We start from the raw sequence: 22,677 nt of genomic DNA on the forward strand, positions 1-22,677 counted from the left end.
CGGTCGACTCGGTCACGCTGTCTCCTTCTCGGCATTCGCGGGCCCCACGTGTTTACGCATGCTGCCGCATCCGACCCGCACAACTCACGCCGGGTCCTTCCCGAACAGAGCGCGCGCCGCACCGGCAGTGACCACGGATCCGGTCACGACGACGCCCGCGCCGGAAACCATTTCGCCCGCATCGCCGACCTCCTCGGCGATGGCAATGGCCGTTTCCAGCGCATCGGGCAGGGTCTCGGCGGTGACCACTCGTTCGTCACCGAAGCGCTGCACCGCGAGGTCGGCGAGGCGTTCGACATCCATGGCGCGCGGCGAACCATTGTTGGTGACGACGATCTCGTCGAATACCGGTTCCAGCGCGTCCAGTATGCCCGCCACGTCCTTGTCGCCGAGCACCGCGACGACGCCGACCAGCTTGCGGAAGTCGAATTCGGCGGTCAGCGTCGCGGCCAGGGCCTGCGCGCCCGCCGGATTGTGCGCGGCGTCGATGAAGATGGTCGGGGCATTGCGCATGCGCTCCATCCGGCCGGGACTGGTGACACTCGCGAAGCCCGCACGCACCGCCTCGATATCGAGCTGCCGATCCGCACCGGCACCGAAGAACGCCTCGACCGCGGCCAGCGCGAGTACCGCATTGCGGGCCTGGTGCTCACCGTGCAGCGGCAGGAAGATCTCGTCGTAAATCCCACCGAGGCCCTGCAATTCGAGCTGCTGGCCGCCGACCGCGATCTGGCGGGCCAGCACCCGGAACTCCGAACCCTCGCGCGCCACCGCGGCATCGACCTCGACGGCCCGGCGCAGCAGCACATCCATGGCCTCGGGTTCCTGTTCGGCGATGACGGCGACGGTATCGCGCGGCACCAGGCTCTCCGGGGCACGTTTGATGATCCCGGCCTTCTCCCCCGCGATGGAAGCGAGATCGTCGCCGAGGAAATCGGTGTGATCCAGCCCGATCGGAGTGATCACCGCGACCTGTCCGTCGATGACATTGGTCGCGTCCCAACGGCCGCCCATGCCGGTCTCGACGACGGCGACATCCACCGGCGCCTCCGCGAAGGCGGCATAGGCCATGCCGGTGAGCACCTCGAACTTGCTCATGGCCGGACCGTCCGCGGCGGCGGACTGCTTATCGATCATTTCGATATAGGGCAGCAGTTCGCGGTAGGTCTCCACATACTTGGCCGGGGTGATCGGCGCGTTGTCGATGCTGATCCGCTCGGTGGCCAGCTGCAGATGCGGGCTGGTGATCCGGCCGGTGCGCCGGTGCAGCGCGGTCAGCAGCGCATCGATCATCCTGCTCACCGAGGTCTTGCCATTGGTGCCCGCGATGTGGATGGCCGGATAGTTCTGCTGGGGCGAGCCGAGCAGATCCATCAGCGTCGCGATGCGGGTGAGCGACGGCTCGATCTTGGTCTCCGGCCAGCGCCGATCCAATTCCGCCTCGACCAACGCCATTTCGGCCAGGTCCACCGGGGACGGTCCCGAGCCGAGCCGCCGGTTCGGGTGCTCGTCGTCGGCGTACTGGGGTTCCGGTTCGGCGTTCATTTGCCGCTCAATTCCGCGAGCCGGGCGCCGATGCGCGCGACCTCGCCCTCGGCGACATCGCGACGTCCCTTGATCTTGTCGACCACCTGATCCGGCGCCTTGGCCAGGAACGCCTCGTTACCGAGTTTGGCTGCGGTGGTGGCCAATTCCTTCTCGGCCGCGGCGAGGTCCTTCTCCAGGCGGCGGCGTTCGGCATCGAGGTCGACCGCGCCGGAGGTGTCGAGCTCGACCGTCACGGTGGACCCGCTCAGGCGCACCTCGACCGAGGCGGTCGCGGTGAATTCGGCACCGGGCTCGGTGAGCCGGGCCAGGTTGGTCACCGAATCGTGCAGTTCGGTGAGGCCCGCGGTATCCAAGCCGATCAGCTTGGCCGCCACCTTCTGTTTATCGGCCAGCCCCTGATCGCTGCGGAAGCGACGGATCTCGGTGATCAATCGCTGTGCATCCGAAATCCGTTGTGCGGCGGTCACATCTGTGGCCACACCGGTGGCCTGCGGCCAGGTGGCGACGACGACGGATTCGCCGCCGGTCAGCGCCCGCCACAGCGATTCGGTGACGAACGGGATGACCGGATGCAGCAGCCGCAGCACCGCGTCGAGCACATTGCCGAGCACGATGCCGGTCGACTCGGCGCGCGAACCACCGGCGGCGAACTGCACCTTGGACAGTTCCAGATACCAGTCGCACAGTTCGTCCCAGGCGAAGTGGTACAGCGCCTCACACGCCTTGCCGAATTCGTAGGCGTCGAAGGCCGAATCCACCTCGGCGCGAACCTGTTCGAGCCGATCGATGATCCAGCGGTCGGCGTCGGTGAGTTCGGAACGATCGGGCATCGCGCCAGGCTGCGCGCCGTTCATGAGCGCGAACTTGGTGGCGTTGAACAGCTTCGTCACGAAGCTGCGCGAGGCGAGGGCATGCGATTCGCCGACCGAGAGGTCGCCGCCGGGCTGCGCACCGCGCGCCAGCGTGAAGCGCAGCGCGTCCGCGCCGTAGGAGTTGATCCAGTCCAGCGGGTCGATGCCGTTGCCGCGCGACTTGGACATCTTCTTGCCGTACTGATCGCGAATCAGGCCGTGCAGGAACACATCCTGGAACGGCACCTGCTTCGCGCCGCCCTTGCCCGCGGTGAGCACGTGATCGTCGGAGACGAAGGTGCCGAACATCATCATCCGGGCCACCCAGAAGAACAGGATGTCGTAGCCGGTGACGAGAACGCTTGTCGGATAGAACTTCTGGAGCTCCTCGGTGGAATTGGGCCAGCCCATGGTGGAGAAGGGCCACAGGCCGGAGGAGAACCAGGTGTCGAGCACATCCGGGTCCTGCACCCAGCCCTCGGGGGCGGTCTCGTCCGGACCGACGCAGACCACCTCGCTGTCGGGGCCGTACCAGATCGGGATGCGGTGGCCCCACCACAGCTGCCGCGAGATGCACCAGTCGTGCATGTTGTCGACCCATTCGAACCAGCGCGGTTCCTGGCTGGTCGGGTGGATCACGGTGTCGCCGTTGCGAACCGCGTCACCGGCGGCCTTGGCCAGCGACTCCACCTTGACCCACCACTGCATGGAAAGGCGCGGTTCGATCGCTTCGCCGCTGCGCTCGGAATGTCCGACACTGTGCAGGTACGGCCGCTTCTCGGCGGCGATCCGGCCCTCGGCCGCGAGCCGCTCGCGCACCTTGACCCGTGCTTCGAACCGGTCCATACCGTCGAATTCGGTTCCGGTGCCGGTAATCCGGGCGCGCTCGTCCATGATGTTCGGCATGGGCAGGTTGTGCCGCAGGCCCATCTCGAAGTCGTTGGGGTCGTGTGCCGGGGTGATCTTCACTGCGCCGGTACCGAATTCGGGATCGACGTAGTCGTCGGCGATGATCGGGATCTGACGTCCGGTGATCGGATGTTCGAGGGTGCTGCCGATCAGATCCTGGTAGCGCGGATCCTCCGGATGCACCGCCACCGCGGTATCGCCGAGCATGGTCTCCACCCGGGTGGTGGCCACGATCACATGCGGCTCATCGTCTTTCAGCGAGCCGTAGCGCAGCGAGACCAGCTCGCCCTCGACATCCTCGAATTTGACCTCGATATCGGAGATGGCGGTGCGCAGTTCCGGTGACCAGTTGACCAGACGCTCGGCCCGGTAGATCAGGCCCGCGTCGTACAGGCGCTTGAAGATGGTCTGCACGGCCCGCGAGAGCCCGTCGTCCATGGTGAAGCGGTCGCGGCTCCAGTCGACGCCGTCGCCGAGGGCGCGCATCTGCCACTGGATCTGTCCGCCGGATTCGCGCTTCCAGTCCCAGACCTTGTCGATGAACAGTTCGCGGCCGAAGTCTTCCTTGGTCTTGCCGTCGACCGCGAGCTGCTTCTCCACGATGGTCTGGGTGGCGATGCCCGCGTGGTCCATGCCCGGCAGCCACAGCACCTCGTAACCCTGCATGCGCTTGCGGCGCGAGAGGGTGTCCATCAGGGTGTGGTCGAGTGCGTGGCCCATGTGCAGGCTGCCGGTGACGTTCGGCGGGGGCAGCACGATCGAGTAACCGGGCTTGTCACTGGCGGCATCGGCGGCGAAGTAGCCAGCCGCTACCCAGCGCTCGTACATCTCGGCCTCCACCTCGCTGGGAACCCAGCTCTTGGGGAGGGCATCGGCACGATTACGCGGGTTGTCAGGGGCTGCGCTGGTCACCCAGGCATTCTAGTGGGATGCCCGCTGAGCTCATAAAAGGGCCGGGGCATAAAAGCGGCGGAGTCTTCGGTGGATGAGGGACACCGAAGACTCCGCCTACACCTGGAGAGCTTACCGCCGAAACCGGCCCGAGCCCCGAATCCACAACCAATTCTCAGCTTCTTGACGAGTTCATTGCGCGGTCACCGGAACGGCACTTTCTCCGCCCCTGACGGCGCATCTGATGCCCGGACACCCTGGACCCCGCGCCGACTGGAAGGGGCAGTGACAACCCAGCTGTGCTTGTGCGCGAGTAGGGCTCCGCAGTGGGGATGACCCGTGGGTGCGACTGGCGGTACCCCATCTCTTGAAATAGCCAGCAAGAATCAGGGTTTTCCCTGTTGCCTAATCGAATCCGGCTGGGGAGCCTGGAAGAGGTGAACCCTCCGCTCGATTCGCCTTATCCCGGTTCGCAACCGCGACTCCCCGATATCCGTGTGGTAACACCGGATTCCGTGCACGATCTGCGCGGCCGCACGATCGAGGAACTGCGGTATCCAGCGAGGACGGCACTACTCGTGGCCGGGATTCCGGGGGCGGGCAAGAGTACGGCGTTGCGACTGTTCTTCGGCGCGCAGGCCGATGCCGAGGAGCCGCCGCGCGGCCCCGAGGGCACGGTGGTGCTGGATTCGCACCATTCCCGAAATCGATGGCGGCACAAGCTCGGTCGGCTCCCGTATCCGCTGTGGCGGCCGGTGGTACATGTGGCGCATTACGCCGGAATCCGGGCCGCGCTGCGCGACGGCGCCGGACCTGTGGTGATCCATGATTGCGCCACCTTCGGCTGGGCCAGACGAATGATCGGCCGCTGGGCAAGACGCTACGGCCGGGAATTACACGTGATCCTGCTCGATGTGCCCGCCGGTGTCGCACGCGCCGGTCAGCACGCCCGCGGACGCCGGATCAATCCGCTCTTCTTCACCCTGCACTGCCGACGCTGGGATCGCCTCATCCGCGCTGTCGACTCCGGTCGTCCACCTCCGCCCGAGCCGGTGTCGACGGTCGTCCTCGACCGGACCGCCATCGACCACATGGGCCGGGTCAGTTTCGCGGCTTGACCAGTAGCAATCATGGAACCAGCACGGTAAGCGCGCCGGGGACCGCGCGGAGCGAGACGGGCAGGGTGCCCGCCGGTTCGCCGTCTGCGGTGGCGGGAGCGCCGGGGGCGGTCAGCGTCACCTGAGCGACGCGATACTGCTTGGACTCCGGGTGATCGATTCGCTTACCCGCCGACAGAGCGGGCAGCAGGCGCAGCATATCCAGGCGCGAAACCGCGCCTACGACAGTCAGATCAAGGAGCCCGTCGTCCATGACCGCATCCGGGCAGACCCGCATGCCGCCGCCGTAGGTGCGGGTATTGCCGATGGCCACCATGACGGCGTCGGTCTCGATGACGGTGTCGGCGTCGGGGTTGTCGAGTGCACCGGGCACGACGCCGGAGAGCTCGATTCGGTACGGCACGGTGAAGCGGCCGGATATCTCGGCCAGTGCGGCGAAGGTGTAGCGCAGCGGGCCCTTGGGCCAGCGCATATCGTTGGCGCGCAAAGTGACTCGCGCATCGAAGCCGGTGCCGGTGACGGTGGCGAACCACTTGGGGGTGAATCCGGGCGAGGGCGATTCGATGCGGCCGAGGTCGATGGTGCGGGTGCGGCCGCCGAGGATAAGGTCCGCGGCCGCGACGGGATCGTTGGTGGGCACGCCGATTTCGCGCGCGAGATCGTTGCCGGTGCCCGCGGGGACCAAACCGAGCGGCACGCCGGTCTGCGCGATGGCTTCCAGTACTACGTTCATCAGCCCGTCACCGCCGATGCAGACCACCGCGTCCGGCTTGGCGCTTCCGTTGATCGAACCCCGCACTTGACGTACGGATTCGGCGGCCGAAGATGCACACACCTCGGTGACCTCGACCCCCTGTGCGGCGAAGCGCGCCAGCGCGGCCGTGGCCACCTCATGCCCTCTGCCGACACCGGACTGCGGGTTGGTCACCACGGTAACCGCACGCACCGGGCGCGAATCCTGTGTCACGGGACCAGCTTTCCAGGGTTGAGGATGCCCGCCGGATCCAATTCCCGCTTCACCGCGCGCAGCACGCGCACGCCCAGATCGCCGATCTCGTCCGGAATCCATGGGCGGTGGTCGGTGCCGACCGCGTGATGGTGGGTGATGGTGCCGCCCGCGGCCACGATCGCGTCACCGACCGCGCGTTTCGCGATGTGCCACTGGGCGATCGGATCGTCCAACTGCTTGGCGATGACGGTGAAATACAGCGAAGCCCCGGTCGGATAGGTGTGCGAGATATGGCACATCACCAGCGGCGGGGTGCCCTGCTCGGCAAGCGAATCCGTCAGCGCGGCGGTCACCTTCGCCTTGAGCTCGGCCAGATTCGACCAGGTGGTCGCGGTTTCCAGGGTTTCGCACAGCACGCCGAGATCGAGCAGCGCATCGCGCATATAGGGCGCAGCGAAACGCCCGTGCTCCCATTCCTCGGCCGGAATCCGGCCGAGCGCATTCCCGCCTGCCTCGATGAGCAATGCGCCCGCTTCGGCGCGGCGGGCCACGACATGGGCCTCGGTGCCTTCGAAGGTGGTGATGGCAAGGCAACCCGCCACCGCCGCACCACCGATATCCGCGGAACGGGCCAGGTTGACGCCGGTCTCGACCTCATCCGACAGGCGCAGCACCGTCGGTGCCGCACCAGCCTGGACCACCGACCGCAGTGCGGCGGCTCCGGTTTCGAAGTCTGGAAACGACCACGCCTGGTAGCCGATGGTCTCCGGCATCGGATGCACCCGCAGCGTGACCTCCGTGATCACACCGAGCGTTCCCTCCGACCCGACGAACAGTTCACGCAGGTCCGGGCCCGCGGCGGAGGCGGGGGCGCGGCCGAGTTCGATAGTGCCGCTGGGGGTCGCGATCTTCAGGTGCTGGACCATGTCGTCGAAGCGGCCGTAGCCCGCCGATGCCTGACCGGAGGACCGGGTTGCGGCGAATCCGCCGATGCTGGCGAATTGGAAGCTCTGCGGGAAGTGGCCGAGCGAAAGTCCATGGGCGGCAAGCAGTTCCTCGGCCTTGGGGCCGGTGAGTCCCGCACCGAGGGTGGCGGTGCCGCTGACCGGGTCGATCTCCGAAATACCGTCCAGGCGGCGCAGATCCAGCGCAATGACGGTGTCGAAGCGACCGCGGACCGGATCGACGCCGCCCACCACGCTGGTACCGCCGCCGAAGGGGACGACCGCGATGGCGGTGTCGGCGCAGTAACCGAGCACCGCGAGTACCTGCTCGTGATCGGCGGGGAAGACGACGGCATCCGGGGCGTCCTGCGGACCGTCGGCGCGACGGCGCAGCAGGTCGGGGGTGCTCTTACCGCCCGCGTGCAGCAGACGATCGTGGTGGTCGACCGAAATGCTGCCCACGCCGACCACCGCGACCAACCCGTCCCGTTGAGCCGGCGTCAGTGTCGACTCGCGTAGCGGCACATCGCCCTCATCGCGGCGCGCCACCGGGTCACCGGACACTCCGAATACCTGCGTCAACAGGTTCCGAATCGAAGCCGAAAGCGGCTTGTGTCCGGCGGGGATGCCCCAGGCGTCCCAAACCATACTCGCCGCGTACGTCGGCGCGCCCGGGTTTGCGGCGGGCGCTCCGGTCCCGGACGAACCGATTTCGCCGGTGTGCTGTTGCATCTCGACCATGCATTACAGTTTGACATAGACTGTCAAGCAGTAACGAACAGACATGGTGGTGATACTCGATGACCTCCGCAGCGTCCGCCCCCGATGACGCGCTCTCGGCGACCGATCTCGCGATCCTCGACGCGGCCAGGGCCTGCGTGGAGGAGTTCGGGGTGCGCCGCACCACGCTCACCGAGGTGGCCCGTCGCGCCGGCGTCAGCAGGCCGACCGTCTACCGGCGCTGGCCCGATACCGGATCGCTGGTGGCCGAACTACTGGTGCGCGAACTGCGCGCGATCGTCGCCGACACCATGCCCGCCGCGGGCGACGCGCGCACCAGACTGGTCGAGGGCGTGGTCGCGGGGGCGGCGACGATTCGCTCGAATCCGTTGTTCGGCAAGATCTTTCGCACCGATACCGATCTGATGCTGACCTATGTCTTCGGCCGCCTCGGCCGCAACCAGCGTGCGCTGATCGAGCTGTTCAGTGCGGGCATCCGGGAAGGCCACCGGGACGGCACGATTCGCGCGGGTGATCCAGAACAGATGGCGACAATGCTGCTACTCATCGCACAGTCGGCGGTGCAATCGGCCGGTACGGTCGCGCCGCTGCTGGCCGGGCCTGCGCTGGATACCGAATTGACCCGGGCGATCGACGGCTACCTGGCTCCCGTCGAAGAGGCGCGATGACCTCCGTACGCCATCGAAAAGGATTGTAATGACTGCGAATTCTGCTGACGCCCACGGCGATTCCGCACTGAATGCGGGACGCCGCAACCGTGAGCTGCAGTTGCTCGGCGACGGCGGCGAAATCGATGTGCTGGTAATCGGCGGCGGCGTGACCGGTGCCGGTGCGGCGCTCGATGCCGCCGCACGCGGACTGCGAACCGTGCTGGTGGAGCGGCACGATCTGGCGTTCGGCACGAGCCGGTGGAGTTCGAAGCTGGTGCACGGCGGACTCCGGTATCTGGCCAGCGGACAGGTCGGCATCGCACACGAAAGTGCGGTCGAGCGCGGGATTCTGATCACCACCACCGCACCGCATCTCGTTCGCCCCCTGCCGCAGCTGGTGCCGCTGCTTCCGGAAATCGGTATCGCACAACGGACTTTGATTCGCGCGGGCTTCGTCGCCGGAGATGTGCTGCGCCGCAGTGCGGGCACTTCGCCCGAGACACTGCCGCGTTCGCGTCGGGTCGCCACCGCCGAGGCGCTGCGGTTGGCGCCGACGGTCCGTCGCGACGGGTTGCGTGGCGGCCTGCAGGCTTGGGATGGACAGCTGGTGGACGATGCGCGGCTGGTAGTGGCGCTGGCTCGTACCGCGGCGGCAGAGGGCGCGACGGTCCTTACCCGCGTGGAAGCCCTTGATGTGACCGGAGATTCAGCCACCCTGCGCGACGCCCTGACCGGCGACACCATGTCCGTCCGGACGCGCACCGTCATCAATGCCACCGGCGTCTGGGCCGACCAAGTCGACCCGAGCATCGAACTCCGTCCGAGTCGCGGCACCCACCTGGTCTTCGACGCCGAATCGTTCGGCGGCCTGACCGCCTCGCTGACCGTCCCCGTACCCGGCAGCACCAGCCGCTTCGTCTTCGCCTTCCCCGCCGCGCACGGCCGGGTCTACGTCGGTCTCACCGATGAGGATGCCCCCGGTCCGGTCCCCGACGAGCCGAAGCCCACCGAAACGGAAATCGATTTCCTTCTCGACACCATCAACACTGCTCTCCGAGAACCGTTGGCCCGCAAGGATATTCGCGGAACCTACGCCGGACTGCGACCGTTACTGAAGACATCCGCCAACAGCACCGCCGATATTTCCCGCCGACACGCGGTCCTGCACTCCCCCACCGGCGTCGTCACCATTGTCGGCGGCAAACTCACCACCTACCGCCGGATGGCCGAGGATGCCGTCGACGCGGCCATCGCGCACGGCAACCTCACCCCTGGGCCGTGCCGAACCAAGCGACTTCCGTTGGTCGGCGCGGTCTCCGGCGCCGCACGCGACCTCATCAACGCCCCGACCGTGCTGGTCGAGCGCTACGGCAGCGAATCTGCGGCCGTACTCGAACTGGCCGACCGGAATCCCGCCCTCGCCGAACAGGTCGCGCCCGGTATCGATGTCACCGCAGCCGAATTCGCCTTCGCGATCACCCACGAAGGCGCCCTCGACACCGACGATCTACTGGACCGCCGCACCCGGATCGGTCTCGTCCCCGAGGACCGCGCCGCGGCCGTGCCCGCGGCGGAGGCCGCTTTCGCGCGGCAGCGTTAGCTTCAGTCCAGCTGCCAGGCGTCGAGTTCGGCTCGCATGGCGGCGCGCGGCCAGAGGTCGAGGCCGTGCGCGGCCTCGGCGGCACGAATTTCGCGTAGTTCCGCGGTCTCCTCGGCGGCGGTCAGAAAGCGGAAGCCGAGCCGTTCGTAGTACGGGCCGTTCCAGGCCACATCGACGAAGGTGGTCAGCGTGATCGCCTGCATCCCTTGGGCTTTCGCCCAGCGCACGGCATGGTCGATGAGCCGTTTGCCGATCCGCTTGCCCGCGTGATCCGGATCCACCGAGACCTGGTCGATGTGGGCGTTACCGTCGACGATTCCGAGGATCAGGTAGCCGATCGGGCGGCCCGCGTCATCGGGGTAGATCCAGGCGCGGCCCGCCCGCTGGAAGTCCCGGAGCGTATCCAGTGACGGCGGCTCGTCATCGGCAACGGCCATCATGCCGATGTCGGCGAATGGTTTACCCGCCACCCGCTCGATATCTTGCAGTGTCGGCAGGTCGTCCTCGACCGCCGGTCGAATCATCCGCATGGACGATTCTCCCACGACATTCATTCGACCGGAGTCGCCAGGATGCCGTTGACCAGTGCACGCAGCGCCCAGCGGGATCGATCGCCGCCGCCGCCCACCAGCATTTGTTCGCGCATGCCGACCAGCGTCGGGTATCGCTCGGCAGGGAGTTCGGCGAAGTGCCGGGCGACCTCGGCGACATAGTCCTGCTCGTTGGCGTCCCTGGTGTTGTATGCGCTCTGCTCCACGGCCTGCGCGGAAATGTGCAGGTAGATCAGGTCGACGGCCCAGGAATTGGTCTGCGGCTCCACGCCGCCCTCGGCGAGCAGGGCCAGTAGCCGCTCGACGATCAGCAAGGCATTCGGGCTCGTCGGTATCGAGCCGAGCGCGACCAGTGCGAGCCCTTCGTGTTTGGACATCACATCCACGGTCGTCTCGACCAGTGTCGTGAGGCGGTCGCGCCAGGTGTCGCCGGTCGGCTCGGGCACCGTGCCGAGCACGTGGTCGAGCATGGCCGCCATCAGGTCGTCGCGGTTGGCGACGTAGACGTAGAGCGAGGCCGCACCGGTATCGAGGTCCTGCGCGACGCGGCGCATGGTGAGGGCGGCCAAGCCATCGCGGTCGAGGATGCGCAAACCGGTTTCGATGATGACGTCACGACTGAGGGGTGCCTTCGCGGGGCGGGCCCGGCGGCTGACGGGTGTGGCGCTCATATCCCGGAGCATACGCTCTGACGAACACTGTTTGACACGAACAGCGTTCGTTCCATATGGTTCACCCGCAAAACTGACCCCAAGGACTTCTCATGATTCTCATTACCGGAGGCCGCGGCGCGGTCGCCACCAATCTCTCGTCCCTGCTGCGCGCCGACGGCCATGCCGTCCGCGTCGGCTCCCGGCGCCCCGAGCAACTCCCCGCGGGAGTGCCCGCCGTCGCATGCGACCTGCGGGACCCGGCCACCTTCGCAGCCGCGCTCGACGGCGTCACCTCGGTGTTCCTGTATGCCGAGCCCGAGTGCAGCACCGAATTCGTTTCCGCCGCAGCCGAAGCCGGAGTCGATCACATCGTGTTGCTTTCCTCGTCCGCGGTGCTCGATCCGGATACGACCACCAATCCGGTCGCGAAGTCCCACCTCGATGCCGAGCTCGGACTCGCCGACGCACCGATGACCGTCTCCGTGCTGCGTCCCGGCGCTTTCGCGGGCAATGCCCGCGGCTGGTCGTTCGCGATCAAGGCCGACCGCCCGGTCAGCCTCCCCTACCCCGATGCCTACGCCGATCCGATCCACGAACTCGACGTCGCCGAGTGCGCCCATGCGCTGCTCACGAAACCGGACCACCGTGGTGGCGTCTACACCCTCACCGGCCCGCAGACCTTGACCTTCACCGCACAGATCGACCTGATCACAAAGGTCACCGGACGCACCGCGACCATCGCCCACGTCACCCCTGACGCGTGGAGACGGGAGGTGGCCGACTTCATCCCCGCCCACTACGCCGACGGGCTCCTCGACTACTGGCGCCGCTGCGATGGCGTCCCGACCCCGATCACCGACACCGTCACCACCCTCACCGCCCATCCCGCGCGGCCCTTCACCACCTGGCTCGAAGACCATGCATCCGAGTTCACCGGCTGAACCTTCCCGGCTGGTCGTGCACGGCAGATGGATCCACGATCCAGCACATGGATCACTTCGTGCGCCTTGGTCGTTCACCGATCGCCTAGCCTCAACGCGCTAGTGCCGCGTCCAGCTGGCTGCTGAGGCAATCACGATCCGTCGAGCGCAGTCATATGGCGGTGCCGCAGAACGTGTCGTGCCGCGTTTCGACTGCTCTCGGCGAGCGAACCGGACCAGATGGTGCCTTAACCCATCTGGAGCTCGCAGCGGGCAGCACTTGCGCGAGGGAGCCCTTGGATTCGTGGCATCGAGTGATGCACGACACTTCGTCGGCCGGAGCGGATAAAGATCATTGCGCGTTCGCGCTCGCGGTTCTTCGAGGGCCGGTGTCGGGAGCTCGGCACGTTCTATGCTGGACGCCGGTAGTGGTCCGGGAAGGAGACGCGAGTGCGGAATGACGCGTCGACGGTGGGGATTGCGCTGGGCGATGGTCTGATCGCACGTTTCGGTGCGGTTGTCGTGTATCTCGCGGGCGAATCCCCTTCCACGGACCGGATACTCGGTGCGATCGAGGCCGTGGCCGATACGCGCCATCCCGGGGCGGCGATCGCACAGCGGCTGGCCGCAGTGGTTTTCGGCGGCAATTCCGAACCGCCACCGTTCGGCGTCATCGCACCGACGGCGGACGGCACCGTCATTCTGCTGCGCGGGCAGGTCAGCGCGGAGATCCAAGGCGCGGAGGGAACCCGGCGACTCTCCGGAGCACGCGCGTTCACCTGGGTAGACGAAATCGTGCGAGAACCGGTGCGCCGGATCTCGGTTGGCGCCGATGCCGCATTCCCGATCCACGAACTCCCACGCACCGACCTGCGTGCCGGCATCGTCCCCGGCAGCGGCTTCGTCCTGCGCATAGCCGCTCGCCGCAACGGAAAATCCGCAGCCACCCGAGCCCGCACCACCGCCAACCCCACCGCCGAGCCGCCACCCACCGCTCCGGCCGGACTGGAAGCCCTGCGCGAGCCGACCGCGAAATCCGAGCCCACCCCGACTGCCCAACGCGTCGGCACGCCCCGCCCCGCCAGATCTGCCCAGCTCAGCGCGTCAGCGCAAGCGACCGAGACCGCGCGCTCATCCGAATCAACGCAACACTCCGCTGCAACTGCCGCCGCCCATGGACAGCCGGGAGGCTCGCCGCGATCGGCTCAGCCCCGTGCCTCAGCGCAAGCCACCGAGACCGCGCGCTCATCCGAATCAATGCAACGCTCCGCTGCACAGTCGGCCGCGCAGGGACAACGAGCAGATTCGGCGGCGGCCGGAAATTCCGCCCGACCCACCACAACTGACCAGCCCACCGGCGCGGCTCAAGCCACCGGATCCGCCAGCGCCACCGGCTTGGAGCGCGCCGCTGGATCAACCCACCCAACGGGATACCTACGGAAACCCCCTGCGCGGTCAACCGAAGCCGATCCGTCCGCTGGGTCGCCGCGCGCTCCCCGGTCTCCGCAACGATCCGCCGCCGAGTCCGCCGAATACGACGGGCCGACCGACAAGGCAGGCCCCACCGGATCGATACACTCCGGCCGGTCCCCGCAATCCGGCGCCGAGCCCACCGCACACGACGAGCCGACCGAGAAAGCAGGCCCCACCGGATCGATACACTCCGGCCAGCCCGCACAACAATCCGCTGCCAACTCCGCCGAGGACGACGAACCACCCGAAAAAGCAGGATCAACCGGGTCGCCGGACTCGGGCCGGGCCCCGCAACGATCGGCCACGCAGGCCGTGGGATTCGGCGAGGCGAGCGATAAGGCCGGGACCGTGGGATCGACGGCCGATGCCCGGCCGGGCCCAGCATCATCGGAGGCGCGGCCGAGGGGTTCAGCACCGTCCGATGGATCAGGGCAGGTAGACGCGCCGGAGGAGATCAGTACCCAGGCCATGTCCGCCCAGGAACGCGACGAGGCCGCTGGAACACGGTCGGGTGTGGCAGCGCGGCCGGAACCGATTGCACTGCACAAGATTCCGGCGTTGCGGGGTGTACGACCGCGGCCATTGCGACCGGTAGGCAGCGCGAAAAACCCGGAAAACTCGCGGGCGGGGCAGCCCGTCGGCGCGCTGGTTCTCGCGGATGGCTCCGCGTTTCCGCTGGACCGACCGTATGTTGTCGGCCGAAGCCCGATGATCGACGAGACGGTGCGTGCCGCCACTGCCACACCCCTTGCGGTCCCGCGCGACCGCCACGTCTCGCGGGTGCACGCCTATGTCTCGGTCGACCGCGGCAAGGTCTACGTCCGCGACGCCGCAACCCCCGCAGGCACTTTCATCGCCGCCCCCGGCGCCGACGAATGGACCCGCATCGGCACCACCCCCACCGAGTTACATCCCGGTTGGAGCCTCCGCATAGGCCAACGCATCCTCACCTACCGCACCGAAGCTCACCCGAAACACCCAACCGAGGCCACGAGCAAACGCCGCCGCTCCTGAGCGGCTCGTACCAACAGCAGACCTGCCCGACGGTGGAGGCGCACTCGGGTACCCGCCCCGGCAGCGTGCACAGCTCCCGTGCCGTCCCGTTCAGTACATTCGCGGGGCCACTGCGTCAACGGTTGTCGCGTCGTGCGCGGCGAAGGAAGCGGTGGCGCTTGCCGATCCGTCGTGCGCCTAGTGCGGCGGCGACCCCGGCTCCGGCGCCTAGTACGGCTGCGACGGCGAGGGTGGTGCTGGTGGGCGGGGTGTCACGGAGAATCCAGGCGCCACCGGCAACGGCGGCGGACAGGATGACTGAACTCGCGGACAGGCCGATGATGTTGGCGAGGCCGCCGTGGCCGCGGCGTAAGGTGCGGGTGTTGGACTCCAGGTAAGCCACGGCGAACAGAACGAGGACCACGATCACCGCCGCCGCCGCGGTGCGTGTCGGGTTCTGGGCAGTGCGGAATTCTATTCTCTGCGTGGCGATTTCGGTTCCACTGCGCAGGAGCGTGAGCTCGCCGTCGAGGTTTCCGGCCAGCACATGCGAGTTCACCGGGTCGGGCAGGTCGGCCACGCCACCGGGTTGCAGCGGCACCGGATCCCCACCCAGCCGCACGCCGAATACCTCCACCGTGAGCGCGGCGGAGTCGACATCGATTCCGTTGACTTGCAATGGAATCGGCTTCGACAGATCGACTTCGATCGGATTCGGCCCCGTCACATCGATACCGGCGAGGGTGACCGTGCCATGCACCAGATCCCCTCCGGCGGTCGGCGCACCCACCCCGAGCACCGCCACCGCACAGGCACCCACCGCAAGCAACGCACCCACCAAGAACAACGGCCACGGCGAGGCGAAGCTGACGACATCGCGGATCGGCACCAGATCCCGCCGATCGACATCAGCCAACCGAACACCGTTGTCCTGCAACCCATGCACCGGACGCACCCGAATCATCGGCGGCCGTAAGGGCGCCGACCCGGACGGCCCAGGCATCGACTTCCCAGACGACGGCACCGGTCGTGCCGACTCGCCATACTCCGACGAACCCTGACCGGCTCCATTAATAGGCCGTACTGATGGCACATCCCCCGGCATGCGCGACGCCGCCCCGCCCCGCCCCAACCGGGGCGGCTCCGCTGCGGGCCACCCAGACCCGGGCGGCTCCGACGCGGGCGACCCGGATATCGGGCGCGGCCTAGGCGTCGTACCTCCCAAAGCGTGCGCCCCAGGCGCATCCGCCCCAGGCGCAGGCCCCCTCGCCCCTGGCGGCTCCGGCGCGGGTGACTGCGACCAAGGCAGGTCCACCCCGGGCGGCTCCGACGTGGTCCGTGCACCTGGTGTCGCAGCGCCGAACTGCTCGGAACCACTCGTGATATCTCCGTGCACCGGTGGCACCGTCGATATCGGTCCACCCGCAACCGAATCCGTACCGTCTGGTCTCGGCGTCCGCGAGATTTCGGTCGGGGCCGACGAAGCGGGTGGCACCGCGGGAATCACCCCAGGTCGGGCGTCCGTCGGAGGCCGGGTGGGGTCGGCGGTTACCGGCGTGCGGGGTCCGAAGCCCGCGGGAGGCGCGGCTGTCCGCTGCGTGACAGCGGCCTGCCCATGTCCGCCTCGCGCCCTCGGCGTCGGAATACCGGATCGCCCGGCGGCGCGACTGCTCCCGGTCGCGGCGGCGACAATGGTGTCCGCACCGATGACCGGAATACCCACGGGCATAAGCCAATCACCGCCCCAGCACAAGGCGGCGAGTTCGGCGAGCGCGATCCCGAAGAGTTCGGCGGTGTCGAAACGATCGGCGGGATCGGTTGCGAGGCCGCGCATCACCACATCGGCGATCGGCTCCGGCACGCCGGGTGCGACCTCGATGAGGGGTATCGGGTGACCGAAGGCGTGTGCGAAAAGCGTTGCCAGATGATCTTCGTGCGGCGGAAACGGCAGCACCCCCGACAGCAGCTGATACAGCATGGTCGCCAGCGCGTAGACATCGGTCGCGGCCGAAAGCGGCTGTCCGCGTGCCTGTTCCGGCGCGATATAGGACGGAGTTCCGACGATCTCACCGGTCCTGGTCACCAATGTCTCATCGCCGCCGACAATCTTGGCGATCCCGAAATCGGTCAGCTTTATCGCACCGCCGGTACCGAACATCAGATTCGACGGTTTGACGTCCCGGTGCAGAATCTTGTGGCGATGCGCCGCTTCCAACCCCGCGGCACAGGCCAGCCCGACCGCGACTGCGGTAGCCGCGTCGAACCCCTCGGTCGCGAACCGACTGCCAACGGTCCCGCCGGGCAGATACTCCATAACCAACAGGCACAGCTCATCGGCCTCGATGTAGTCGAAAACCCGCACCACATGTGGATGATCGATGGCCGCAAGCAGACGCGCCTCGGCGACGAACCGGCGCCGCACCTGCTCGTCGTGCGCGAACTGCGGTGGAATCTGCTTGATGGCAACCGGTCGCCCCAACCGACGATGCGTACCAGCGAGCACCACACCGCATCCGCCCCTGCCGACCTGCGCACCGATGTCATATGCGGGCAGCACGGCCCGCAATCGGCCGGTATCAGATGTCAAGATGTCGCCCCATCCGGGAAGCGCACGGTTTCCACATCGGCGGTTTCGTCCTCCTCGGTCGGCGCGAGATCCTCGACTTCCGGTGTCGGCGAACAGTATCCGAGCAGGAAACCGACCGAAGCCGCCACACCGGCGACCGCGAGCCACAATCCGGTATCCGGAACCCACCACCGCAACACCGATGCGGTGAATCCGAATATCAATCCGATGCCGATACCCGGCGCAAGTAACCGCAACCCGCGCTGCCACCGGTTTGTGGACAGCCGGTGCCGGGCAATCGCCAGCGCCGCATCGGCAATGGCGAGCGCGGTCAGCACCGCCAACGCGATTCCGAACAGTCCGTATACCGAATACATCGAGCCGCGCACATCGGTGTCCAGCAGTATCGAGGCGATCGGTGCGCCGTCGTCGCCGATCACTGCCAAATCCGCGACGATCAGTCCGGTCGCCTGCCCCTCGAGTCCGGTCAGATCGAGCCGGTACTTCAGCGCCTCGGATCTTCCCGGTGCGATGGTCAATTCGACGGCGGTCGAGTACGAGAAGAACGTCAGCCCGAGCACATGCCCGGCCAGATCGACCCGCCGAATATGCAACGCCCCATCGCTGTTGTTGGTCAACGCGACAGCCACCCGGATGGTGCTGTTCGGTTGCAGCCGTAGTGGTTCGGTGGCGGAGGTTTCGGTGATATCGCGATCGTCGATGGCCGCCGACATGTCGACACCCTGCGGCTTGGCCGCGACCGGTGCCGCGAACAATCCGGCGAGCACGAGGGCGAACACACCGGGCAGCAAGATAATTCGCGTGGCCGCCGAGACACGGGCTCGCATCATGGTTCCCTCCGCGCGGGTAGGTGCGAGACGAGCCGATGCCCGTAGAACCAGGCACCGATCAACAAGAAGAACAGAATCACCGTCAATGTCGAAGTGGCGGAGCTGACCCGGCTGACCAGCACCACATCCAGCGGCGCGGTGAGTGTGCGACCGCAGCGCGCCGTCACCTCGTATCGCCCGACTTCGATCGACGTCAGCGCCAGGGGCGCCCGGAACCCGCCGTCCGCCCCCGCGACGGTGTTACCCACCGGCGTCTCCCCGACCAGCAAGCTGACCTGCGACCGCGGATCGCACCCCGATCCGGCCGCGGTGACATCACCACCGAGCCCGATGGCCGTGGGTGTGAGCTCCAGCGCGGCGGGTGGCGGCGCAACCGGCGGCGCCGGTGCCACAGTCGTCGGCATCGGTGCAGGCCCAACGGTCGGCACAACCACCTCGGGCTGCCTATTCGACGGAGATATCGGCGGCCGCGGATTCTCCGGTATCTGCCGCTGCGGCGGCACCGTAGTGGACGAATCCGCAGGTGGGTCCGGCGTGATCGGCTGCGGCGGAGTCGGCGTGATCGGCGGCTGTGGCGCCGGTGGGAAGGTGACGGTGATCGGCGGCAGCACAATATCGGGCAGCCGTGGTTGTTCGGGATCGGAAGTCGGTCCGGAGCACCCATCCGACGACCGTCCGGCGCACGGATCGGTGGGCACCCGGCTGGTCGTCGTCTGCGTCCCGGTTCCGTCGCGTGTCCCGGTCCCGTCGCGGGTTCCACCGCCGTCCGAATTGTCATCCGGCACCGCCGTGCTGGACGGTGCCGCGGACCCATCCCGCGTTCCCGGCCCGTGGTGCCCGGGCGTCGGCGATGGCGAAACCACCGGCGAAGTCGGCTCCCCCGATGCCGGAACACCGAAGGCCGACACCCCGCCGAACCAGACCGGCGCCACCGCGACCAACAGCGCGGCAGAACAGACGATCCCCCACCGAACACCGAATTTCGCGCGCCGAGACGCCGCGTGCCGACGCTCCCCGCCGGCACGCGTCGGAATTGCCGCCAGCGTCCCCATCGCCCATGCCTCAGATCAGCGATTTGATCAGTAGCAATGGTAAAGCCAGCACCCACCGGCGCGGAGCCTTCTCGCCGAGCCCGAACCAGGCGAAAACCGCTGGCTACCAGGTAGCGTCACCGATGTAACCGACACCGAAACCAGCCACCGATGCATACGATCCGAACCAGGTGGTACCCGTCGGGCAGGAGCCGACAGCCGCAACGTGCGCACCCGCGATCAGGACAAAGGGTGGGTCCGCGACGACCTTCGCGGGGAGAGGACAATATCGGGCATGCACCGCAATGGGCCGACACAGGACATCGACGAGTCCGAACTGACCGTCACCCCGCCGAAGGAGCAGGCGGCGGGTGTGACGGCTGTGGCTGTTGCGCTCAAACGCGGGGTCGAGGAGATGGGCGTGCTGCGCACTGCGCGCACATTGGCGCGGGTCAACCAGGTGCACGGCTTCGACTGCCCCGGCTGCGCCTGGCCGGAGCCGACCGGGCATCGCCGCCCGGCCGAGTTCTGTGAGAACGGCGCCAAGGCCGTCGCCGAGGAGGCGACGCTGCGCACCGTCACCCCTGAGTTCTTCGCTCGGCATTCGATCGAGGAACTGGCGAGCAAATCCGGTTACTGGCTCGGCCAGCAGGGCCGCCTCACCCATCCGATGGTGCTACGCCCCGGCGCGACCCATTACACGCCCATCGAGTGGGACGACGCCTACCAACTCATCGTCGAGCACCTGCGCGCGCTCAACTCCCCCGACGAGGCCCTGTTCTACACCTCCGGCCGCACCGCCAACGAGACCGCATTCCTCTACCAATTGCTGGTCCGCAGCTTCGGCACGAACAATCTGCCGGACTGTTCGAACATGTGCCACGAATCCTCCGGCGCCGCGCTGATGAGTTCCATCGGCATCGGCAAGGGTTCGGTCTCGATAGACGACTTCGCCCACGCCGATCTGATCATCGTCGCGGGCCAGAATCCGGGCACCAATCATCCGCGGATGCTCAGCGCACTGGCGGACGCGAAGGCGGGCGGCGCCAAGGTCGTCGCGGTCAACCCGCTGCCGGAGACCGGACTGCTCGGCTTCCGCGACCCACAGACGGTCAAGGGTTTCACCAGCGGCGTCACCATTGCCGACGACTTCCTGCAGATCCGGCTCGGCGGCGATATGGCGCTTTTCCAGGGCCTGGGCAAACTGCTGTTCGAAGCCGAGGACCGCGCACCGGGCACGGTGGTCGACCGCGAATTCGTCGACGCACATTGCGCGGGCTTCGCCGAATACGAAAAGAATGCGCGCGCAGTCGATCTCAGCACGGTGCGGGCGGCAACCGGCCTCACCGACGACGATTTACATCGCACCGCAACACTTTTGGCCGAATCCAAGAACATCATCATCTGCTGGGCGATGGGCCTGACCCAGCAGCGCCACGGCGTCGCCACCATCGAGGAAGCGACCAATCTGCTGTTGCTGCGCGGCATGATCGGCAAGCCCGGCGCGGGCGTCTGTCCGGTGCGCGGCCACTCGAACGTGCAGGGCGACCGCACCATGGGCATCTGGGAGAAGATGCCCGAGGACTTCCTCGACGCACTCGACCGCGAATTCGGCATCACCAGCCCGCGCAAGCATGGCTACGACACCGTCGATGCCATCCGGGCCATGCGCGCGGGCGCGGCGCGGGTGTTCATCGGCATGGGCGGCAATTTCGTGTCCGCAACCCCGGATACCGGGGTGACCGAGGCCGCGCTGCGCAGTTGCGCGCTGACCGTGCAGGTCTCCACCAAACTCAACCGCAGCCACGTCGTGCACGGCACGACCGCACTCATCCTGCCCACCCTCGGCCGCACCGATCTCGACCTGCAGAACGGCACGAAACAGCAAGTGTCGGTGGAGGATTCGATGTCGATGGTGCATCTGTCCACCGGTCGACTGAAGCCGGTCAGCGAACAATTGCGCAGCGAGGTCGCCATCGTCTGCGAACTCGCACAGACACTGTTCGGTGCCGAGCACCCGGTGCCATGGGCGCAGTATCAGCAGGATTACGACAAGATCCGCGATGCGATCGCCCGTGTCGTCCCCGGCTGCGACGACTACAACAAACGCGTGCGCGACCGCAACGGCTTCGTGCTGCCGCATCCGCCACGCGACTCCCGCGAATTCCGCACCGCCACCGGCAAAGCCAATTTCGCGGTGAACGAATTGACCTGGGTCCCGGTCCCCGAGGGCCGGTTGATCCTGCAGACCCTGCGCAGCCACGACCAGTACAACACCACCATCTACGGCCTCGACGACCGATATCGCGGCGTGCACGGCGGCCGCAAGGTGGTCCTGATGAATATCGACGACATCACCGAATTCGGTTTCGTGGACGGCGATCTGGTGGATCTGGTCTCCGAATGGACCGACGGCACCGAGCGCAAGGTGACCGGCTTCCGCATCGTCGAATACTCGACCCCGCGTGGAAATGCCGCCGCATACTATCCCGAGACCAATCCGCTGGTTCCGCTGGATCACGTTGCGGCACGGTCGAATACACCGGTATCCAAGGCCGTGACCATCCGGGTGGAGCCGCACATCCATATGGGGCAGCCATCGTGAGTAGAGTGACCGCGCGCCGCAAGACGCGCCGCATCTCGCCCAACGGCGTGATCGAACGCCCGGATTCCGTCGCGGTAGAAGAACCGTTGGAGTTGCGCCTCGACGGCCAATCGCTCACCGTCACCATGCGCACCCCGGGCAGCGATATCGAATTGGTGCACGGATTCCTCCTGGGCGAAGGCATTATTCAAACCGCCGAGGATGTGGTGAGCGCCCGCTACTGCGCGGGCACCGACGAGAACGGGCACAACACCTACAACGTCCTCGATGTCCACCTGCGCACCCCGATCCCGGTGCACGGCCGTAACTTCCTCACCACCGGCGCATGCGGCCTCTGCGGCAAAACCGCACTCGAGGAGGTCCGCACCCGGACCAGATTCCCGCTGCCGACCACCTCGATCACCGTCGACACCGAAACCCTCGCCGCCATGCCGGACCAATTGCGCATCCGCCAAACGGTTTTCGATGCCACCGGCGGTCTACACGCGGCGGGACTGTTCACCACCGACGGCACCGCACTCGCCGTGCGCGAGGACATCGGCAGGCACAACGCCGTCGACAAAGTACTCGGCTGGGCCGTGCTCGAAAACCGTATCCCCGCAAACGATCTCGTGCTCATCGTGAGCGGCCGGGCCTCCTTCGAACTGGTCCAGAAAGCCGTGATGGCGGGCATCCCGATGCTCGGCGCCGTCTCGGCCCCCAGCTCGCTGGCCATCGATCTGGCCGCCGAATCCGGCCTCACCCTGGTCGGCTTCCTGCGCGGGGACACCATGAACATCTACTCCCGCTCGGACCGGCTGACCATCACCGACGAGGTCGCCGCCTATTGATCG

General features: G+C 67.2%; 16 protein-coding genes. 7 read left to right on the top strand and 9 right to left on the bottom strand.

The window, feature by feature from the left end; translation table 11 throughout:
* Positions 1-84: 84 nt before the first annotated feature.
* Entirely contained in the window at positions 85-1,545 is a 1,461-nt protein-coding gene (folC, locus tag ACQPZ2_RS35985) for a bifunctional tetrahydrofolate synthase/dihydrofolate synthase (RefSeq protein WP_433522485.1), read from the bottom strand.
* Complete coding sequence (locus ACQPZ2_RS35990) at positions 1,542-4,220, bottom strand: valine--tRNA ligase (protein ID WP_433522486.1); 2,679 nt, start codon at positions 4,218-4,220, stop codon at positions 1,542-1,544. Before ACQPZ2_RS35990 ends, folC begins: the two co-directional genes overlap by 4 nt.
* A gap of 416 nt (positions 4,221-4,636) precedes the next feature.
* Here ACQPZ2_RS35990 and ACQPZ2_RS35995 point away from each other — a divergent pair, with 416 nt between their 5' ends.
* The gene (locus ACQPZ2_RS35995; protein ID WP_433522487.1) at positions 4,637-5,317 is read left to right on the top strand and encodes an AAA family ATPase; all 681 of its coding nucleotides are present in this window, start codon (positions 4,637-4,639) and stop codon (positions 5,315-5,317) included.
* A gap of 10 nt (positions 5,318-5,327) precedes the next feature.
* On the opposite strand, the gene ACQPZ2_RS36000 is transcribed toward ACQPZ2_RS35995, so the two are convergent.
* Positions 5,328-6,284 (bottom strand): diacylglycerol kinase, encoded by a 957-nt coding sequence (locus ACQPZ2_RS36000; protein ID WP_433522488.1) that lies wholly within the window; start codon positions 6,282-6,284, stop codon positions 5,328-5,330.
* A complete protein-coding gene (locus ACQPZ2_RS36005; RefSeq protein ID WP_433527616.1) occupies positions 6,281-7,858 on the bottom strand; it encodes an FAD-binding oxidoreductase in 1,578 nt (525 codons plus the stop codon). The genes ACQPZ2_RS36000 and ACQPZ2_RS36005 overlap by 4 nt, the downstream gene beginning before the upstream one ends.
* Positions 7,859-8,010: 152 nt before the next feature.
* Here ACQPZ2_RS36005 and ACQPZ2_RS36010 point away from each other — a divergent pair, with 152 nt between their 5' ends.
* Both ACQPZ2_RS36010 and ACQPZ2_RS36015 read left to right on the top strand, forming a co-directional pair.
* Positions 8,011-8,619, top strand: coding sequence for a TetR/AcrR family transcriptional regulator (locus ACQPZ2_RS36010; protein WP_433522489.1), 609 nt, complete (start codon positions 8,011-8,013; stop codon positions 8,617-8,619).
* A 28-nt stretch (positions 8,620-8,647) separates the two neighbouring features.
* Positions 8,648-10,201 (top strand): glycerol-3-phosphate dehydrogenase/oxidase, encoded by a 1,554-nt coding sequence (locus ACQPZ2_RS36015; RefSeq protein WP_433522490.1) that lies wholly within the window; start codon positions 8,648-8,650, stop codon positions 10,199-10,201.
* A 2-nt stretch (positions 10,202-10,203) separates the two neighbouring features.
* On the opposite strand, the gene ACQPZ2_RS36020 is transcribed toward ACQPZ2_RS36015, so the two are convergent.
* Positions 10,204-10,746: a GNAT family N-acetyltransferase gene (locus ACQPZ2_RS36020; RefSeq protein WP_433522491.1), complete on the bottom strand. Its 543-nt coding sequence runs from the start codon at positions 10,744-10,746 to the stop codon at positions 10,204-10,206.
* A 5-nt stretch (positions 10,747-10,751) separates the two neighbouring features.
* Positions 10,752-11,423, bottom strand: a complete 672-nt coding sequence (locus tag ACQPZ2_RS36025) for a TetR/AcrR family transcriptional regulator (protein ID WP_433522492.1) — start codon at positions 11,421-11,423, stop codon at positions 10,752-10,754.
* A 92-nt stretch (positions 11,424-11,515) separates the two neighbouring features.
* Here ACQPZ2_RS36025 and ACQPZ2_RS36030 point away from each other — a divergent pair, with 92 nt between their 5' ends.
* Both ACQPZ2_RS36030 and ACQPZ2_RS36035 read left to right on the top strand, forming a co-directional pair.
* A complete protein-coding gene (locus tag ACQPZ2_RS36030; protein WP_433522493.1) occupies positions 11,516-12,346 on the top strand; it encodes an SDR family oxidoreductase in 831 nt (276 codons plus the stop codon).
* Between the two features lie 429 nt (positions 12,347-12,775).
* A complete protein-coding gene (locus ACQPZ2_RS36035; RefSeq protein ID WP_433522494.1) occupies positions 12,776-14,812 on the top strand; it encodes an FHA domain-containing protein in 2,037 nt (678 codons plus the stop codon).
* A gap of 115 nt (positions 14,813-14,927) precedes the next feature.
* On the opposite strand, the gene ACQPZ2_RS36040 is transcribed toward ACQPZ2_RS36035, so the two are convergent.
* From ACQPZ2_RS36040 to ACQPZ2_RS36050, 3 genes are read right to left on the bottom strand one after another with little or no spacing between them, the layout of a single operon-like run.
* The gene (locus ACQPZ2_RS36040; protein ID WP_433522495.1) at positions 14,928-17,378 is read right to left on the bottom strand and encodes a protein kinase domain-containing protein; all 2,451 of its coding nucleotides are present in this window, start codon (positions 17,376-17,378) and stop codon (positions 14,928-14,930) included.
* Positions 17,375-18,208: a hypothetical protein gene (locus ACQPZ2_RS36045; RefSeq protein ID WP_433522496.1), complete on the bottom strand. Its 834-nt coding sequence runs from the start codon at positions 18,206-18,208 to the stop codon at positions 17,375-17,377. The genes ACQPZ2_RS36040 and ACQPZ2_RS36045 overlap by 4 nt, the downstream gene beginning before the upstream one ends.
* On the bottom strand, positions 18,205-19,260 hold the full coding sequence (locus tag ACQPZ2_RS36050; protein ID WP_433522497.1) for a hypothetical protein: 1,056 nt from the start codon (positions 19,258-19,260) through the stop codon (positions 18,205-18,207). Before ACQPZ2_RS36050 ends, ACQPZ2_RS36045 begins: the two co-directional genes overlap by 4 nt.
* Positions 19,261-19,534: 274 nt before the next feature.
* On the opposite strand from ACQPZ2_RS36050, the gene ACQPZ2_RS36055 reads away from it, so the two are divergent.
* The gene (locus ACQPZ2_RS36055; RefSeq protein ID WP_433522498.1) at positions 19,535-21,844 is read left to right on the top strand and encodes an FdhF/YdeP family oxidoreductase; all 2,310 of its coding nucleotides are present in this window, start codon (positions 19,535-19,537) and stop codon (positions 21,842-21,844) included.
* On the top strand, positions 21,841-22,674 hold the full coding sequence (gene fdhD / locus ACQPZ2_RS36060) for a formate dehydrogenase accessory sulfurtransferase FdhD (RefSeq protein ID WP_433522499.1): 834 nt from the start codon (positions 21,841-21,843) through the stop codon (positions 22,672-22,674). The genes ACQPZ2_RS36055 and fdhD overlap by 4 nt, the downstream gene beginning before the upstream one ends.
* Positions 22,675-22,677 lie beyond the last annotated feature (3 nt).

This window comes from Nocardia pseudovaccinii, assembly GCF_050942345.1.
Taxonomy (GTDB): Bacteria; Actinomycetota; Actinomycetes; order Mycobacteriales; family Mycobacteriaceae; genus Nocardia; species Nocardia pseudovaccinii.